Origin of the sequence: Orrella dioscoreae, assembly GCF_900089455.2 — a bacterium.
Taxonomy (GTDB): domain Bacteria; phylum Pseudomonadota; class Gammaproteobacteria; order Burkholderiales; family Burkholderiaceae_B; genus Orrella; species Orrella dioscoreae.
Genome location: NZ_LT907988.1, coordinates 2303638 through 2320746 on the forward strand (window position 1 = coordinate 2303638; position 17109 = coordinate 2320746).

General features: G+C 66.5%; 17 protein-coding genes. 14 read left to right on the forward strand and 3 right to left on the reverse strand.

Going from position 1 to position 17109, the window contains the following annotated elements:
* Positions 1 to 6 precede the first annotated feature (6 nt).
* The 10 genes from ODI_RS10755 to flhF all read left to right on the forward strand — a co-directional run bounded on the left by ODI_RS10755 (position 7) and on the right by flhF (position 12032).
* Positions 7 to 408 carry a response regulator gene (locus ODI_RS10755; RefSeq protein ID WP_067750944.1) on the forward strand — a complete coding sequence of 134 codons (402 nt, stop codon included), beginning with the start codon at positions 7 to 9 and terminating at the stop codon, positions 406 to 408.
* Positions 405 to 2501 (forward strand): chemotaxis protein CheA, encoded by a 2097-nt coding sequence (cheA, locus tag ODI_RS10760; protein ID WP_067750942.1) that lies wholly within the window; start codon positions 405 to 407, stop codon positions 2499 to 2501. The genes ODI_RS10755 and cheA overlap by 4 nt, the downstream gene beginning before the upstream one ends.
* Positions 2502 to 2514: 13 nt before the next feature.
* Entirely contained in the window at positions 2515 to 3012 is a 498-nt protein-coding gene (gene cheW, locus ODI_RS10765; RefSeq protein ID WP_067750940.1) for a chemotaxis protein CheW, read from the forward strand.
* Between the two features lie 20 nt (positions 3013 to 3032).
* Positions 3033 to 3881 carry a CheR family methyltransferase gene (locus tag ODI_RS10770; RefSeq protein WP_067750938.1) on the forward strand — a complete coding sequence of 283 codons (849 nt, stop codon included), beginning with the start codon at positions 3033 to 3035 and terminating at the stop codon, positions 3879 to 3881.
* 46 nt (positions 3882 to 3927) lie between these two features.
* Positions 3928 to 4995, forward strand: a complete 1068-nt coding sequence (locus ODI_RS10775; protein WP_067750935.1) for a protein-glutamate methylesterase/protein-glutamine glutaminase — start codon at positions 3928 to 3930, stop codon at positions 4993 to 4995.
* A 98-nt stretch (positions 4996 to 5093) separates the two neighbouring features.
* The gene (gene cheY, locus ODI_RS10780) at positions 5094 to 5483 is read left to right on the forward strand and encodes a chemotaxis response regulator CheY (protein WP_067750933.1); all 390 of its coding nucleotides are present in this window, start codon (positions 5094 to 5096) and stop codon (positions 5481 to 5483) included.
* Positions 5484 to 5496: 13 nt separating this feature from the next.
* Entirely contained in the window at positions 5497 to 6135 is a 639-nt protein-coding gene (gene cheZ / locus ODI_RS10785) for a protein phosphatase CheZ (protein ID WP_067750930.1), read from the forward strand.
* 220 nt (positions 6136 to 6355) lie between these two features.
* A complete protein-coding gene (gene flhB, locus ODI_RS10790) occupies positions 6356 to 7513 on the forward strand; it encodes a flagellar biosynthesis protein FlhB (RefSeq protein ID WP_067750929.1) in 1158 nt (385 codons plus the stop codon).
* A gap of 5 nt (positions 7514 to 7518) precedes the next feature.
* Entirely contained in the window at positions 7519 to 9633 is a 2115-nt protein-coding gene (flhA, locus tag ODI_RS10795) for a flagellar biosynthesis protein FlhA (protein WP_067750926.1), read from the forward strand.
* Positions 9630 to 12032 carry a flagellar biosynthesis protein FlhF gene (gene flhF, locus ODI_RS10800; RefSeq protein WP_067750924.1) on the forward strand — a complete coding sequence of 801 codons (2403 nt, stop codon included), beginning with the start codon at positions 9630 to 9632 and terminating at the stop codon, positions 12030 to 12032. The genes flhA and flhF overlap by 4 nt, the downstream gene beginning before the upstream one ends.
* A gap of 79 nt (positions 12033 to 12111) precedes the next feature.
* On the opposite strand, the gene ODI_RS10805 is transcribed toward flhF, so the two are convergent.
* The 3 genes from ODI_RS10805 to flgA form a co-directional block, all read right to left on the reverse strand.
* Positions 12112 to 12585 (reverse strand): flagella synthesis protein FlgN, encoded by a 474-nt coding sequence (locus ODI_RS10805; RefSeq protein ID WP_067750921.1) that lies wholly within the window; start codon positions 12583 to 12585, stop codon positions 12112 to 12114.
* A gap of 68 nt (positions 12586 to 12653) precedes the next feature.
* The gene (gene flgM / locus ODI_RS22515; RefSeq protein ID WP_067750919.1) at positions 12654 to 12941 is read right to left on the reverse strand and encodes a flagellar biosynthesis anti-sigma factor FlgM; all 288 of its coding nucleotides are present in this window, start codon (positions 12939 to 12941) and stop codon (positions 12654 to 12656) included.
* A gap of 199 nt (positions 12942 to 13140) precedes the next feature.
* Positions 13141 to 13854 (reverse strand): flagellar basal body P-ring formation chaperone FlgA, encoded by a 714-nt coding sequence (flgA, locus tag ODI_RS10815; RefSeq protein WP_231968230.1) that lies wholly within the window; start codon positions 13852 to 13854, stop codon positions 13141 to 13143.
* 158 nt (positions 13855 to 14012) lie between these two features.
* On the opposite strand from flgA, the gene flgB reads away from it, so the two are divergent.
* The 4 genes from flgB (at position 14013) to ODI_RS10835 (ending at position 17107) form a co-directional block, all read left to right on the forward strand.
* The gene (gene flgB / locus ODI_RS10820; protein WP_067750916.1) at positions 14013 to 14420 is read left to right on the forward strand and encodes a flagellar basal body rod protein FlgB; all 408 of its coding nucleotides are present in this window, start codon (positions 14013 to 14015) and stop codon (positions 14418 to 14420) included.
* Between the two features lie 31 nt (positions 14421 to 14451).
* Positions 14452 to 14868 (forward strand): flagellar basal body rod protein FlgC, encoded by a 417-nt coding sequence (gene flgC / locus ODI_RS10825; RefSeq protein ID WP_067750914.1) that lies wholly within the window; start codon positions 14452 to 14454, stop codon positions 14866 to 14868.
* Positions 14869 to 14893: 25 nt separating this feature from the next.
* Positions 14894 to 15595 (forward strand): flagellar hook capping FlgD N-terminal domain-containing protein, encoded by a 702-nt coding sequence (locus ODI_RS10830; RefSeq protein ID WP_067750910.1) that lies wholly within the window; start codon positions 14894 to 14896, stop codon positions 15593 to 15595.
* A gap of 63 nt (positions 15596 to 15658) precedes the next feature.
* On the forward strand, positions 15659 to 17107 hold the full coding sequence (locus tag ODI_RS10835) for a flagellar hook-basal body complex protein (protein ID WP_067750907.1): 1449 nt from the start codon (positions 15659 to 15661) through the stop codon (positions 17105 to 17107).
* Positions 17108 to 17109 lie beyond the last annotated feature (2 nt).

Consider the following 17109-nt stretch of genomic DNA (forward strand, 5'->3'; position numbering starts at 1 on the left):
ACGAAGATGGCAGCAAGGATACTGGTCGCCGATGATTCGGTGACGATGAGGATGATTGTCCAGAGCGCGCTCGAGCAGTCTGGCTGGACGGTCTTTGCCGCCGCCGATGGCGGCGCCGCGCTGGATGTGGCCGCGCGCGAGCCCGTGGACCTGGTGGTCACGGACTGGAACATGTCGCCGCAGTCGGGGCTGGATCTCATCCGCGGCCTGCGCGCGCGTCCAGAGACCGTCCAGACGCCGGTGATCGTGCTGACCACCGAAGATGCAGATACCTTGCAGGAAGTCACGCGCGGCTTGAACGTCGGCGCGTGGCTCAGCAAACCCCTGGACCCCCAGATGCTGGTCGAGCTCGTTGCGCGTACGCTGGCACATCAACTTCCTCTTGAGGACAAGGCGGCCCGACCATGAGTGCCGGTGTGGATCTCAGTCAGTTCTACGAAACCTTCTTTGACGAGGCGGACGAACTGCTCGCCGAGATGGAGCAGTTGCTGCTCACGCTCGACGCGCAATCGCCCGATATCGAACAACTCAACGCCATTTTTCGCGCCGCGCACTCCATCAAGGGTGGCGCCGCGACTTTTGGCTGCTTTGGCATGCTCGCCGACACCACGCACTTGCTCGAGAATCTGCTCGATGCAATCCGGCGCGGTGAGATGGCCCTGCGGACGGACATGATCGATACCTTCCTGGAAACCAAGGACGTGCTCAAAGGCCAGCTGGATGCCTACCGGGCGTCGGGCGAGCCCGACCAGGCTGCCTACGAGCGGATCTGCGCCGTGTTGCGCCAGATCGCGCTGGAGCACAAGGGCGAGGCTGCACCGGCGCCCGCTCCCGCCGCGGCACCGGTTCCCGCCGCGGCACCTGTCGCGGCCACCCCGGCGACTGCGCCTGCCGCGGGCGGCCAGCGCAGCCTGCGTGTTGAAATCCGCGGTGCTTCCGAGCGTGACCAGCAGTCTCTGGCTGAAGAACTGGGCCACCTCGGCACCGTGCTGAAGCAACAGGCGGAGCAGGGCGTGCTGTCGGTGTGGATGGAAACCTCCTGCACCAACGACGACCTGGAAGCCGTGTGCTGCTTCATCGTCGACGCGCAGCAGATCGTCATCACCGAGGCAGCGCCGCCCGCCGCGGCTGAAAGCCAGATCGATGATTTCGCCCAGGCTGCCGCCGAGTTCAGCGCCGCCGCCGCGCCCGTTGCCCCGCCTGCCGCCGCCGCCGCGCCTGCACCGGCCCCGGCTGCTCCCGCCGCGGCAGCGCCTGCGCCGGCGCCTGCCCGCGCCGCCAATACGGCCGCCGCGCATGCAGACAAGGAATCCACCTCCATCCGCGTCGGCGTGGAGAAAGTCGACCAGATCATCAACCTGGTGGGCGAGCTGGTGATCACCCAGGCCATGCTGGCCCAGACCGGCTCGACGCTGGACCCGGTGGTGCATGACCGCCTGCTGAACGGCATGGAGCAGCTCGAGCGCAATGCGCGCGACCTGCAGGAAGCCGTGATGTCCATCCGCATGATGCCGATGGACTACGTCTTCAGCCGCTTCCCGCGCGTGGTGCGCGACATCTCTTCCAAGACCGGCAAGCAGATCGAGCTGGAAACCCTGGGCCGCGCCACCGAGCTGGACAAGAGCCTGATCGAGCGCATCATCGATCCGCTGACCCACCTGGTGCGCAACAGCCTGGACCACGGCATCGAGGCGCCCGACGTGCGCGTGGCGTCCGGCAAGAGCCCGGTGGGCAAGCTGGTGCTGTCTGCCCAGCATAACGGCGGCAACATCGTGATCGAAGTGCGCGATGACGGCGCCGGCCTGAATCGCGAGAAGATCCTGCGCAAGGCGATCTCGCAAGGCCTGCCGGTCACCGAGAACACCCCCGATGACGAAGTCTGGCAGCTGATTTTCGCGCCCGGCTTTTCCACCGCCGAGAAAGTCACTGACATCTCGGGCCGCGGCGTGGGCATGGACGTCGTGCGCCGCAACATCCAGGCGATGGGCGGCCACGTGCAGCTCAGCTCGCGGGCTGGGCAGGGCACCACGACCCGTATCGTGCTGCCGCTCACGCTGGCCATCCTGGACGGCATGTCGGTGTGCGTGGGCGAGGAAACCTTCATCCTGCCGCTCAGCCACGTGACCGAGTCGCTGCAGCCCGTGCAGGACCAGATCCACTCCGTGGCCGGCAACGAGCGCGTGATCCACGTGCGCGGCGAATACCTGCCGCTGGTCGAGCTGCACAAGATCTTCTCGGTGCCGAGCGCCCAGACCGATCCCACCCAGGCCATCGCCGTGATCATGCAGGCCGAGGAGCGCCGGTTCGCGCTGCTGGTGGACCATCTGGTCGGCCAGCACCAGGTCGTGGTGAAGAACCTCGAATCCAACTACCGGAAGGTGCCCGGCATTTCGGCCGCCACCATCCTGGGCGACGGCAGCGTTGCGCTGATCGTCGACGTATTCGCGCTGGCCCGTGCGAACCGCGAGAAGTGGTCGCAGGCCGATGCCATTCTGAATTGACGGAGAATCAACCATGAACAACCCCCATCAAGTGGCGGGCCGCGGCGAAGACGTCGGAAGCGAATTCCTGGTGTTCACGCTGGGCGAAGAGGAATACGGCATCGACATCCTGAAGGTCCAGGAAATCCGCGGCTATGACGCCGCGACGGTGACGCGCATCGCCAACGTGCCCCCCTTCATCAAGGGCGTCACCAACCTGCGTGGCATCATCGTTCCCATCGTCGACCTGCGCATCAAGTTCAACCTGGGCAAGGTCGAGTACAACGAGCAGACCGTCGTCATCATCCTGAACCTGGCCCACCGGGTGGTCGGCATCGTCGTCGACGGCGTGTCCGATGTGCTGATGCTGTCGACCGCGCAGGTCCGTCCAGCGCCCGAGTTCGGCGCCACGCTCTCGACCGAGTACCTGACCGGCCTGGGCACCGTGGATGACCGCATGCTGATCCTGGTCGACATCGAGAAGCTCATGACCAGCGACGAAATGGCGCTGGTCGAGCGCGTCGCCGCCTGATCCCAGACGTCCGGATTTCCATGGACCACGTCGCGCCCTCTGGCGGCTTCCAGGCGGAAAAGCAGTTCGAGTTCCGCCAGGCCGATTTCGACCGGGTGCGCCGCATGATCTATCGGCGTGCCGGCATTTCGCTGGGCGAGCACAAGCGCGAGATGGTGTACAGCCGTCTTGCGCGCCGCCTGCGCAGCCTGTCGCAGCACAGCTTCAGCACCTACCTGGACAGCCTGGAGCACGCCGACAGCGCGCCCGAGTGGGAAGAGTTCGTCAATGCCTTGACGACCAACCTGACGGCGTTCTTCCGCGAGTCCCATCATTTCCCCATCCTGGCGGATTTCGTGCGCACCCGGCAGGCGCCGATTTCGGTCTGGTGCTGCGCGGCCTCCACGGGTGAAGAGCCTTATTCCATCGCCATCACCTTGCACGAGTCGCTGGGGGCGAGGGCGTCGCAGGCGACGGTGCTGGCCACCGACATCGACACCCAGGTGCTGCAGAAGGCCGAACGCGCCGTCTACACCGCGGACCGCGTGGACAAGATGTCGCCGGCGCGCCTGCAACGCTTCTTCCTGAAGGGGCGCGGGCAGAATGCCGGCATGGTGCGGGTGCGTCCCGAGGTGGCCGATCTCGTCAGTTTTGCGCCGCTGAACCTGCTGGCGCCCAGCTGGGACGTGCGTGGCCCCTTCGACGTGATCTTTTGCCGCAACGTCATGATCTATTTCGACAAGCCCACCCAGGCGGCGATCCTGGCCCGTTTCGCGCCCTTGCTCAAGCCGGGCGGTTTGCTGTTTGCCGGACACTCCGAGAATTTCACCTACATCAGCCAGAGTTTCCGGTTGCGCGGCCAAACCGTGTACGAGTGCGTTTCCCATTGATCCCATCGGGACGGCCGGTCGTGCGTCCCCTTTTCCAGTAGCGTCCATGAGCAAGATTCGAGTTCTCTGCGTCGACGATTCGGCACTGGTGCGTGGCCTGATGACCGAGATCATCAACGGCCAGCCCGATATGGAGGTGGTCGCCACGGCCCCCGATCCGCTGGTTGCGCGCGAGCTCATCAAGCAGCACAACCCTGACGTGTTGACGCTGGACGTGGAAATGCCGCGCATGGACGGCCTGGACTTCCTCGAGCGCCTGATGCGCCTGCGTCCGATGCCCGTGTTGATGGTGTCCTCGCTGACCGAGCGCGGTTCCGAGATCACCTTGCGTGCGCTGGAGCTGGGCGCGGTGGACTTCATCACCAAGCCTCGCCTGGGGATTCGTGACGGGCTGATGGAGTATTCCGAGCTCATCGCCGACAAGATCCGCGCGACCTCGCGCGCGCGCCTGCGCCCCCAAACGGCGGCTTCGGCTTCCACGCCCGCGCCCGCGCGGCTGACGCGCCCGCTTGCCAGTACGGAAAAGATCGTCGTCATCGGCGCCTCCACCGGAGGCACGGAAGCCATCAAGGACGTCCTGCAGCCCTTGCCGCCGGACAGCCCCGCCATCCTGATCACCCAGCACATGCCTGCCGGTTTCACGCGTTCGTTCGCGCAGCGGCTCGATTCCCTGTGCGCCGTGACGGTCTCCGAGGCGGTCCATGGCGAACGCGTGCTGCCCGGCCATGTGTACCTGGCGCCGGGCGGCGAGATGCACCTGAAGCTCGCGCGCAGCGGCGCCAACTATGTGATCGAGCTGGAAGCCGGTCCGCCGGTGAACCGTCATCGCCCGTCGGTGGACGTGTTGTTCGAGTCCGCCGCGGCGACCGCGGGCAAGAACGCGATCGGGGTTATCCTGACCGGCATGGGCAAGGATGGCGCCAACGGCCTGCTGTCCTTGAAGCGCGCCGGTGCGCAGACGCTGGCCCAGGACGAGGCCAGTTGCGTCGTCTTCGGCATGCCGCGCGAGGCCATCGCGCTGGGCGCCGCCGACGAGGTCGTGCCGCTGGGCAACATGAGTGAACGCATTCTTGCTCGCCTGAGCAACCTGGGCGAACGCGCCCATCGGGTCTGATACGGGCGTCATCGGAACAAGCTGTACCAGGCGGGCTGTCCCGCAGCGGGCCACACCGCAGTCCTCACAATCGAACAAACGCTTTATCTGGAGCTGTAATGGTAGACAAGAACCTGAAGATCCTCGTGGTGGATGATTTCCCCACGATGCGCCGCATCGTGCGCAACCTCCTCAAGGAACTCGGATTCGAGAACGTCGATGAAGCCGAGGATGGCGCCATCGGCCTGGAAAAGCTGCGCAATGGCGGTTTCCAGTTCGTCGTGTCGGACTGGAACATGCCCAACCTGGATGGCCTGGAAATGCTCAAGCAGATCCGCGCCGATCCCGCGCTGGCATCGCTGCCCGTGCTGATGGTGACCGCCGAGGCGAAGAAGGAAAACATCGTCGCCGCCGCCCAGGCCGGTGCGAGCGGTTACGTGGTCAAGCCCTTCACGGCTGCCACGCTCGAGGAAAAACTGACCAAGATCTTCGAAAAGCTCGGTAAGTGAGCAGGGGCCAATCATGACAGTCGAGCAGCAGCCTACGTCCCAGTTCCAAGCCTCCGATGACCTGATCGTCCGCATCGGGCACCTGACCCGCACGCTGCGAGACAGCATGCGCGAACTCGGGCTGGACCAGGCCATCAAGGACGCCGCCCAGGCGATTCCCGACGCACGTGACCGCCTGCACTACGTCGCCCGCATGACGGAGCAGGCCGCCCATCGCGCCATCAACGCGTCGGAAACGGCTCGTCCCCTGCAGGAGAGCATGCAGCGCGGCGCTGTTGCGCTGGACCAACGCTGGCAGGAGTGGTTCGATGCACCCAAGGACCTGCCCGAGGCGCGCGAACTGGTCAACGATACGCGCGCATTCCTGCAGGACGTGCCTGTCCGCACGCAGGAAACCCAGGCCCACCTGATGGAAATCATCATGGCCCAGGACTTCCAGGACCTGACCGGCCAGGTGATCATGCGCATGATGGGCGTGATCGGCACGATCGAACGCGAACTGCTGCAGGTGCTGATCGACAATGTCCCGGCTGATCGCCGCGAGGAAGCCAACAGCCTGCTCAATGGTCCCCAGATCAACCCCCAGGGCAAGGTGGACATCGTTACCAGCCAGGACCAGGTCGACGACCTGCTGGAGAGCCTGGGTTTCTGAGCCCAGGCGGTGGAAGGGCGGACCGGCGAAGATGGCCGGATCGCCTTTCCCGCAGCCCCTGCGGGGTTGCGGGGAATAGCGCCCTCTATTCCCGGTTTCTTGCGGATTCGGCGCCAAGTCGGCGCTTCTAGAATGCCGGCAGGCCATCTTGGCCGGCGCTCGCCTGTCCGGCGTTTGGCCGGCCGGGCCGGATATCCCGAAACCGCCGCATCCCGCTTGCATGGCTGACGACAGCGATCTTGAAAAAACCGAACCCGCCTCACAGCGGCGCCTGGAAAAGGCGCGTGAGGAAGGGCAGGTTGCGCGCTCGCGGGAGCTGGTGACGTTCCTGATGCTGGTCGCGGGCGTCTCCATGCTGTGGATCGGCGGCGGCGCCATGTACAACAACCTGCGCGGGGTCATGCGCACCAGCCTGACCTTCGATGGCCGGGTGGTCACCGATCCGGGCGCGACGCTGGCCACCATCGTCAACAGCGTGCTCCAGGCCCTGATGATGCTGGTCCCCATCTTCGGCGTGCTGGCGGTCACCGCGGTCCTTGGCACTGTCGCCATGGGGGGGCTGCTGCTGTCGACCAAGGCGCTCGAGCCCAAGTTCGGCCGGATGAATCCGATCAAGGGCCTGGCCCGCATCTTCTCGATGAACACCATCATCGAGTTGTTCAAGACGGTGTCCAAGGCGGCGCTGATCGGCGGGATCGGCATCTGGGTCATCTGGTCCTCGCACGACGACATGCTCGTGCTGATGAACGCGGCGCCCACGGAGGCGATGTCGCGCGCGATCCGGCTCATCCTGATCTCCTGCACGCTGATCGTCGCCTCGCTGCTGATCATCGTGGTGCTGGACGCGCCGTGGCAGATCTTCAGCCACTTCAAGAAGTTGCGCATGTCCAAGGAGGACCTGCGCCAGGAATACAAGGAAAGCGAAGGCGATCCGCACGTCAAGGCGCAGATCAAGCAACTGCAGCGCCAGATGGCCCGCCGCCGCATGATGAGCGCCGTGCCGCAGGCCGACGTGGTCGTCACCAACCCCACGCACTACGCCGTGGCGCTGCAGTACCGCGAAGGCGGCACGGGCGCGCCCAGGGTGGTGGCCAAGGGCACGGGCGCCATTGCCGCCCGGATCCGCGAGATCGCCGCCGAACACCGCGTGCCCCTGCTGGAGGCCCCGGCCCTGGCGCGGGCGCTGCACCGTCACGTCGAGCTGGAACAGGAAATTCCAGCCGCTTTGTATTCCGCCGTCGCCGAAGTGCTTGCCTGGGTGTTCCAGCTGCGGGCCTGGCGTTCCGGCGAAGGCAAGGTCGTTCCTGTCGAACCGACCGGCCTGTCCGTCCCCCGTGAGCTCGATCCCCTGGCGGATCGGGCCACGCAAGGAGCTTGAGCCTCATGAATGCCTTTCTCGGCCTGATCAAGAACAACGGGGCGCAGCACGCCCGATTGCTCGCGGGCCCCATCCTGATCATCATGGTCCTGTCCATGATGATCCTGCCGTTGCCGACGTTCATCCTGGACCTGCTGTTCACGTTCAACATCTCGTTGTCGGTGATGATCCTGCTGGTGGCGATGTTCACCAAGCGGCCGCTGGATTTCGCGGCGTTCCCGGCCGTGCTGCTGTTCGCCACGCTGCTGCGCCTGGCGCTGAACGTGGCTTCCACCCGCGTGGTGCTGCTGCACGGCCACAATGGCCCGGACGCTGCCGGCCAGGTGATCGAGGCCTTTGGCCACTTCCTGGTGGGCGGCAATTTCGCGGTCGGCATCATCGTCTTCGTCATCCTCGTGATCATCAACTTCATCGTGATCACCAAGGGCGCGGGCCGTATCGCGGAAGTCGGCGCGCGCTTCACGCTGGACGCCATGCCGGGTAAGCAGATGGCCATCGACGCCGACCTGAACGCCGGCCTGATCGGCGAAGAGGATGCCCGGCGGCGGCGCAACGAAATCTCCCAGGAAGCCGAGTTCTACGGTTCGATGGACGGCGCCAGCAAGTTCGTGCGCGGCGACGCGGTGGCTGGCCTGCTCATCATGGTCATCAACGTGATCGGCGGACTGGTCGTCGGCGTGGCGCAGCACGACCTGAGCTTCGGCGAGGCCGGTCGGGTCTATACCCTGTTGACCATCGGTGACGGCCTGGTGGCCCAGATCCCGGCGCTGATCATCTCGACGGCAGCGGGCGTGGTCGTGTCCCGCGTGGCGACCGACCAGGACGTGGGCCAGCAGATGGTCGGCCAACTGTTCGCCAACCCGAACGTGCTGTTCATCACCGCCGCCATCGTAGGCATCATGGGCCTGATCCCGGGCATGCCGCACGTCGCCTTCCTGGCGCTGGCCGGCCTGATGGGCTGGGGGGGCTGGCAAATCCAGAAACGCCAGGCCGCCGCCAAGGTCAGCGCCGCGGAAACCCCCGCGCACGTGCAGGTCGCGGCCGATGCCGCCGCGGCCGAGGCCAGCTGGGATGACGTGTCGATGGTCGATCCGCTGGGCCTGGAGGTGGGCTATCGCCTGATCCCCCTGGTCGATCACGGCCAGAACGGCGAGCTGCTGCATCGCATCCGCAGCCTGCGCAAGAAATTCGCCCAGGAGGTCGGCTTCCTGCCGCCGGTCGTGCACATCCGCGACAACCTGGAGCTCAAGCCGAATGATTACCGCATCCTGCTGTCTGGCGTGGAGATCGGGCAGGGCACGGCGGCCCCGGGTCAATGGCTGGCCATCGATCCGGGCGGCGTCACGTCCAAGCTGCCCGGCACGCCGACCACCGATCCGGCCTTCGGCCTGCCCGCCATCTGGATCGACGCGTCCCAGCGCGACCGCGCGCAGGTCGCGGGCTACACCGTGGTCGATTCCGGCACTGTCATTGCCACGCACCTGAACCACCTGCTGCATCGACATGGCGCGGGCCTGCTGGGGCGCCAGGAAGTCCAGCAGCTGCTCGACCGCGTCGGCCGTGAAGCGCCGAAACTCATCGAGGACCTCGTGCCCAAGACGGTCAGCCTCACCACGGTGCAGAAACTGCTGCAGGGCCTGCTCGAGGAGGAAGTGCCGATCCGCGACATGCGTACGATCCTCGACACGATTTCCGAGCACGCGCCGCGCCTGTCGGCCGGCGCTGCGGTGGGCGGCCTGCCGGATGTGCAGGAACTGCTGGCGCTCACGCGCCGCGCACTGGGCCGTGCCATCACGCAGCAATGGTTTCCCGGCGAAGGCGAATTGCGCGCCATCGGCCTGGATGCCAAGCTCGAGCGCGTGCTGAACCAGGCCTTGTCCACCAGCGGCGCGCTGGAGCCCGGCCTGGCCGAGACGCTGCTGCGCGAAACCTCCGCCGCGATCCAGCGTCAGGAAGCCGCCGGCGATCCGCCCGTCCTGCTGGTGTCTCCGCCGCTGCGCGCGCCGCTGTCTCGTTTCCTGCGCCATCACATGCCGCAAATGGGCGTCCTGTCCAATGCCGAGCTGCCTGATGAGCGCATCGTCCGTATCACCACCATCGTCGGAGCGGGTGCGCGATGAATCTCAGCCGTTTTGTCGGGGCCACCAGCCGGGAAGTGATGCGCCAGGTGCGCATGGCGCTGGGTCCGGATGCCCTGATCGTCTCCAACCGCCGCATCAATGGCGGCGTCGAAGTCATGGCCGGGGATCCCACGGCCATGGCCGAAGCCGAAGCAACGGCGGCCGAGCTGCCTGCCGCGGTCTCCCAGGATGTTCCGAAAGACAGGCCCCGGCCTGCCGCTGCCCAGCCCGCGCCCGTCGCGCCGCCGTCCGCGCCGCCCCTCGGCGCCGCGGAAGTGCTGGGCGCCATCAGCGCCTTGCGCGGCGAAATGGAAAACCGCATGCAGGGACTGGCCTGGGGCCAGCACCTGCGCCGTACGCCGGTGGCTGCCGCGCTGTTCCGCCGCCTGCTGGAGGCCGGTTTCAGCACGGCGCTGGTGCGCGCCATGCTGCAGCGCCTGCCCGAGGGCCTGGGCCATGAGTACGCGCTGGAATGGGCGCGCAAGGAACTGATCACGCATCTGCCCGTGCTGCGCCACGAAGACGACCTGCTGGGGCAGGGCGGCGTATTCGCGCTCGTGGGCCCCACCGGCGTGGGCAAGACGACCACGCTGGCCAAGCTGGCTGCGCGTTGCGTGTTGCGCGAAGGCGCGGACCGGGTGCTGATGATCACCACCGATACCTACCGTATCGGGGCGCACGAGCAGTTGCAGATCTACGGCAAGTTGATGGGCGTGCCCGTGCTGTCCGTGCAGGACGCCGATGGCCTGCAGCGGGTGCTGCGCGACATGGGTGAGCGGCGCATCGTGCTGATCGACAACGTGGGCATCAGCCAGCGCGATCGGCTGGTGGCGGAACAGGCCGCCATGCTGTGCAACGCCGGCATGCCGGTGCGCAAGCTGCTGGTGCTGAACGCCGCCAGCCAGGGCGACACCCTGGACGAAGTGGCGCATGCCTATCGCAGCGGCGCGGGCGACGATGTGGCGGGCTGCATCATCACCAAGCTGGACGAGGCCTCGCGCATCGGCGCCGCGCTGGATACCGCCATCCGGCATCGCCTGCCCATCCAATATGTCTCGCATGGCCAGAAGGTGCCCGAGCACCTGACGGTGCCGCGCGCCATCGACCTGGTGAACCAGGCGCTGGGCGCGCAAGGCGACGCCGCCGCCCTGTATACCCCGACCGACGCCGATTTGAGCGCCTTGTGGTCGGCGAATCAGCCCGGCGCGGGGGGCAGCGTCCAGGACGCGCGCCAGCAGGCGCGCACCCGTCAACTGCTGATGGCCGCCATCAGCGGTCCGCGTGGCGGGCTGGCGGCCAACGAACTCGACGCGGGCCTGGCCTGGCTGGATCGTGAAATCGCCAGCGTCCAGGCACGCGCGGTGCTGCTGCGTCAGCAGCAGGCCGACGCCGCGTTGGCGCCGGACGCGCTGGTCCAGCCCCAGGTTGCCCTGCTGGAAAAAGCCTATCCCAAGACTTGCCACCGCTATCTGCTGGTGTCGCATGCCCGCACGCGGGTGGCCGTCGGCAAGGACGGCGCCGGCGCCTATCTCTGCGCCAGTCTTGCGCTGAGCGACCAGGGCGTGGCGCTGGCCGCGCCGCTGCAGCAGCTGGAATTGCCGCAGGGCAGTATCGCGTCGTGGGCGCCCGCCGGGTCGGCTGACGCCGCCAGCCGGGTGGCCTGGTTCGCGTTGCAGTTGCCGCAGTTGCCGACGGTCCACCTTTTCGATGCCGACACGGCGTTGACGCCCGAGCTGCTGCGCAATGCCGATGCGCTTTGGCTGGCGCGCTGCACCGGCGCGCGCAAGCTGGAACACGAAGCGTGTCCCACGACGGCGCAGGCCATTTCGAAGACCCTGACGCATCGTCCCGTGCCCGCGCGCCTGGATGGCGTCCAGACCCTGTCTGCCTCGCAAGCGGGCGGCATGTTGGGCGCTTCTGCGCAAGGGGTCGCCGATGCGCTGTGGGTGGCCGAGGCGGCGGTCTCGCTGGGCGCGCGCCGTGGCGCCAGCAAGACGTGCCGCTATATCTCGGCCCGCCGCATCGACGCACAGGGCAAGGTGCTGGCGCAATACCACGGTCTTGCCAACCTCGAGGAGGGGGAGGCGGGCACCGATGAACTGGCGCGCTGGCTGGTCCTGCAAGAGGAAAGCAAGGCAGGCCACCGACTGATGGTGCAGGCCTGGCAATCGCTCGATGCCTGCCACACCGGGGTCGACCGCTGGATCGCCTGGGCGCTCGTGGCCGGTCAGTTGGGCGCGGCAGCCTGGCAGGTGCGCAACGCTGCCGGGGCGCAATCCTTGCGCAGGGTACTGGCGCACATGGCCGAGGGGCAGGGCAACCTGACCGACAGGCAACTGGTGTCGGGGTTGCTCAAGCTGTATGCGTTGACGGAACTCAGTCAGGCAGCCAGGGGCTGATGACCCTGGCGTTGCTGGCAGGCAAAAAGGAAAACGGCCCTGGATGGGCCGTTTTCCTTTGGGGCATTCGGTGTTGCATTCAACCCGTGGCGAGGCTCTTGCCGGACGGCAGTCCACTGGCGCGGCCCTGGGCGTTGTAGAGCTGCTGGTTCGCGCCCGTGACGACGCCCAATGCGTCCAGCGACAGGCGGACGTGCTGCAGATGGGTGTCGATCAGCGTGCCGTTCTGCAGATTCAGGTCGCGCGCTTCGGCGGAGTGGGCGAGCAGCGTTTCCCAGATCGGGGCGATCTCCGGATGGGCCTGGGCCGCTGCCTGCGTGCCGGCGTGGTCGGCGCCGAAACCCAGCGTCCGCAGGGCTGCGTTGCGATGGACGGCCAGCTCGCCCAATTCCTGGGCAAGCAGATTCTTTTCAGCGGTAAGGTCGGGCAACTGGTCGAACAGACCCTGTTCCGTCAGGGCGTCGGACTCGGTCTGGAGCAGTTTGGCGAATTTCTGGACGGCGGCCGTCTCGGCCAGCAGGAGAGTGCGCAGGTCGTCGGTCGGGGAGGGCATGGGGCGGGTTCCTTGGCGGTGAAGGGGCGCGATGCCGGACGGACGACGTCAGAGCGGAAACCGCTGCGTTAGCGCAGCAGTTCCTGGGCGCTGGCGAGCAGGCCGTCGGCGATCTTGCCGGTGTCGATCTTGATGTCACCCCGGGCGATGGCTTCGCGAATGGCGGCCACCTTTGCCACGTCGATATCCGTTTCCCCGTTCTGCAGGGCCAGGAGCGTGCGCGACGTGCTGCTCAATGCCACTTTGGCACTGCTGCTCGATTGCGCGGCGCCCGAGGGCAGCGGGGCGGTGTCGCTGCGCGTGGCGGGTGCGGCGGGCGAAGCCGTGGCATGAGCCGGGTTGGAATTGACTTTCAAAAGGGTTCTCCGCTGGACCTCGGATGGGACGGCGAAACAGGTCCTGTTGCCGGTAACGACCATCCAAGCCGTAACTTTAGTCCGTCCTTGCTTTTTTTGTCGCCGGTCTGTTGTCCGGGCGTGACAAAGCGGATCCCGCGGGTTTTTATCTGGGTGGAAACGGGCCCTGCCAGTCCTGGCGTAGCGGCACGGGAAGGGGTCATAGCTGGATTTCCACCGTGCCGGCGTCCTGCACCACACCGATCACGATCTGGCCGTTCGGGGTCCGGACCTGCACCTGGTTGCCCGGCGCGGCATTTTCCAGGGCCTGGCCTTCGCTGGAAACCATGAAGCCCGGGCCGCGCGCCTGGACGCGGACGGTGTGGCCGCGCAGCACCGATTGGGCGTGGCGCAGGCTGCTGGCGCGCAGGGCCTGCCCAGCGCCGACGCGCTGGCTGGTGATGTAGCCGACTGCCTGGGCAGGGTGCACGATGGTGCCCGGCGCCAGGTTGAGCAGGTCGCCGGCGCGCGGAGACAGGTTCGATTCGCTGATGGTGTGGCCCAGCGGCAGGGCGCGGGCGGCGACGAAATAGGTGCCGGGCACGCTGACCGTGGCCTGGACGTAGAGGGTCCAGGGCTTCGGTCCGGCGCAACGGATGCCGACGGCCATCCGCGACCGCAGGCGCGCGCCCGAGGGCAGGAAGGCGGAGAGCGCTTCGCAGGCTGGCTGTTTGTCGGTGCGCACGGCTTCCAGCCCGATCTCGGGCTCACCGGGCAGGTGGGCAAGCTGTTGGCGCAGGAACTGCTCGGCCACGGTGGCGACTTGCGCCGCATCCTGGTCGGCCGCCTGCGCGCGCCCGGCGCCAAGCGCCAGCAGGCTGGCGAAGCAGGCAAGGGCAAACAGGCGAGGCAAGGGCAGGTGCATGGAAGGCATTGTAGAAGTCCGTGCTACAGCCCAATACCGGAATTAACTGAAAAAGGTCGCCTTGTTTGGGTAATTGTGGCCGGGGGCTGGAACCTATTATTCATGGCGTATGGCGGACCGGCCTGTGTGCCGTGTCCGCTCTTGCCGAACAAGGATTCTCTTTCCCGATGATCGACCGTCTCAGCCAGGAATTCTCCTTCGCGCAGCGCGCGATCGGCCTGCGTGCCGAGCGCCAGGAGGTGCTGTCTTCCAATATTGCGAACTCGGACACGCCCAACTACAAGGCGCGCGATTTCGATTTCGCGCAGACCCTGCAGGATGCCATCGGCAACCGCAGCCTGCCCGACACGCACCTGTCGCTGACCTCGTCGCGCCACATTCCCGCGAAGGCGGCCACGCCGGACCCGACTTTCCTGCAATACCGCCAGCCGCTGCAGCCCAGCCTGGACGGCAATACGGTGGACATGGACGTGGAACGCGTCAATTTCGCCGACAACACCCTCAAGTACCAGACCAGCCTGACCGTCCTGTCCGGCCGGATCCGAGGCTTGATGAACGTGCTGCAGCAGCAGTAAGCCGCGCCGACGACACCAGGAATCCAAGTACATGTCCCTGATCAACATCTTCCAGATCGCCGGTTCGGCCATGGCGGCCCAGTCGCAGCGCATGAACGTCTCGGCCAGCAACATGGCCAACGCCGACAGCGTGGCAGGGCCTGATGGCCAGCCCTACCAGGCGCGCCAGGTGGTTTTCCAGCTGGCGCCCACCCCGGGCCAGAACCTGGGCACCGAGATCGGCGGCGTGAACGTCGCGGCGGTGGTCAACGATCCCGCGCCGCCCCGCCTGGTCTACGACCCCAAGCATCCGTTCGCCAACAACGACGGCTACGTGACCATGCCCAACGTCGACGTGGTCGCCGAGACCGTCAACATGATCTCCGCCTCGCGCTCGTATCAGGCCAACGTCGAGGTGGTCAACACCGCCAAGAGCCTGATGCAGCGCACGCTGACCATCGGACAGTAAGCACGCAACGCCCAGAGGGATCGCCATGGCAACCGCTGTCAACACCACCACCAGCACGCAAAACACCTCGGCCGCCTTCCAGTCGGCCAATGCCGCATCGAAGAGCCTCATCGATGAAACCCAGGACCGTTTCCTGACGCTGCTCGTCACGCAGATGCAGAACCAGGATCCGCTCAACCCCATGGACAACGCGCAGATCACCTCGCAGATCGCCCAGCTTTCCACGGTTAACGGCATCACCCAGCTGAACAATACCCTGCTCGCGCTGTCGGGCCAGGTCGATGTGTCGCAGTCGATCCAGGCCGCCGGCTTGATCGGCAAGAACGTCCTGTTCCCGGGCGACAAGATCTCGCTGGGCACGGCCGCCGACGGCACCACCCGCGAAGCCACGCCTTTCGGCCTGGATGTCATCAGCCCGGCTGCCTCGGTCACCGTCACCGTCCTGGACGCCGGCGGCAAGGCCGTGCGGACCATCGAAATCACCGATCCCCAGGAAGTGGGCATCTACCAGATGTCCTGGGATGGCAAGGACGACACGGGCATCGCGCTGCCGGACGGCAAGTACACCTTCAAAGTTGCCGCCAAGGACGCCGACGGCGAGGCCGTGACGGTGGGCGCGCTGACCTACGGCAACGTGGGCAGCGTGGCCTATACCGCCGAAGGCCTGCGCCTGGACATGGGCCTGAACGGCAAGACCAGCCTGCTGGACATCCGCAAGATTCTCTAAACACCTGGCGGACGCGCCGCGTCCGCCGAGCTAACGCACACACTCTCACGAACGAGGTACGACATGGGTTTCGGACAAGGACTTAGCGGCTTGAATGCCGCCTCGCAGAACCTGGATGTGATCGGCAACAACATCGCCAACTCCGGCACCGTGGGCTTCAAGGCCTCGGGCATCAGCTTCGCCGACGTCTACGCCAGCTCGCGCGTGGGCCTGGGCACCCAGGTGGCCGCCGTCAACCAGCGCTTCACCGTGGGCAACGTCTCGACCACCGGTGGCCAGTTCGACATCGCGATCGATGGCGCCAAGGGCTTCTTCCGCGTGGTCAACGCCAGCGGCCAGGTGCTGTACTCCCGTAACGGTGAGTTCTTCGCCGACAAGGACAACTACATCACCAACGCCCAGGGCCAGCGTCTCACGGGCTATCCTGTGGGCGGCGTGGGCATGGACCCGGTGGAACTGACCGTTCCCACCGGCAACATCGCCCCGCAGGCAACCACGCGTGCCGAGCGCATGGGCATCAACCTGGATGCCAACAGCCCCGTCATCAGCCTGACCGGCACCCCGGGCACGCCTGCCGTGCCGGGTGAAGTGGAGCTGGACGGCACGGTCTATCAGTTCTCGCAGGTCGGCAACACCGTCAGCTGGGTGACCGCGCCTCCCGCCGGCAACTACAACGGCGGCAGCATCGTGATCGGCGCCGGTGGCGCGATCACCTCCGGCACGCTGGCCGCCCAGCCGGGTTACCAGGCCTACACGCCCGCCGTGCCGGCCGTCGTCGCCACGCCCTTCGATCCGAACAACCCCGCCAGCTACACGCACCGCGTCCCGTCGACCGTCTACGACTCGCTGGGCAACGCCCACCAGCTGGTCCAGTACATGGTCAAGCGCGAAGGTACCGCCGGGACCTCCAGCGAATGGGACGCCTATTACTACATGGACGGCCAGGCCATGGACGTGCCCGCGGGCGGCGGTCCGGTCCAGATGACCTTTAACCAGAGCGGCGTGCTGACCAGCGCCCCGGTCACGAACATCACCTACAACGCGCCGGGCGGCGTGGATTCGCCCGCCGAGCCGCTGCAGATCGCGCTGGACTACACCGGCACCACCCAGTTCGGCGGTGACCTGCGCTACAACATCCAGCCCGACGGCTACGCCACCGGCCAGTTCGCCAGCATCTCCATCGACACCAACGGTTCGCTGGTGGCCAACTACACGAACGGCCAGACCATGGAAGTCGGCACGATCGTGCTGGCCAACTTCAACAACCTGCAGGGCCTGCAGCCCGTCGGCGGCAATGCCTGGACGGAAACCTCGGCATCGGGCCAGGCCACGCTGGGCGTGCCGGGCAGCAACGGCATGTCGCTGCTGAAGGGCCAGGCGCTCGAGGCCTCCAACGTCGACATGAGCCAGGAACTGGTCAACATGATCATCGCGCAGCGCACCTACCAGGCGAACTCGCAGACGATCAAGACCCAGGATCAGGTTCTGCAGACCCTGATGCAGATCCGCTAATC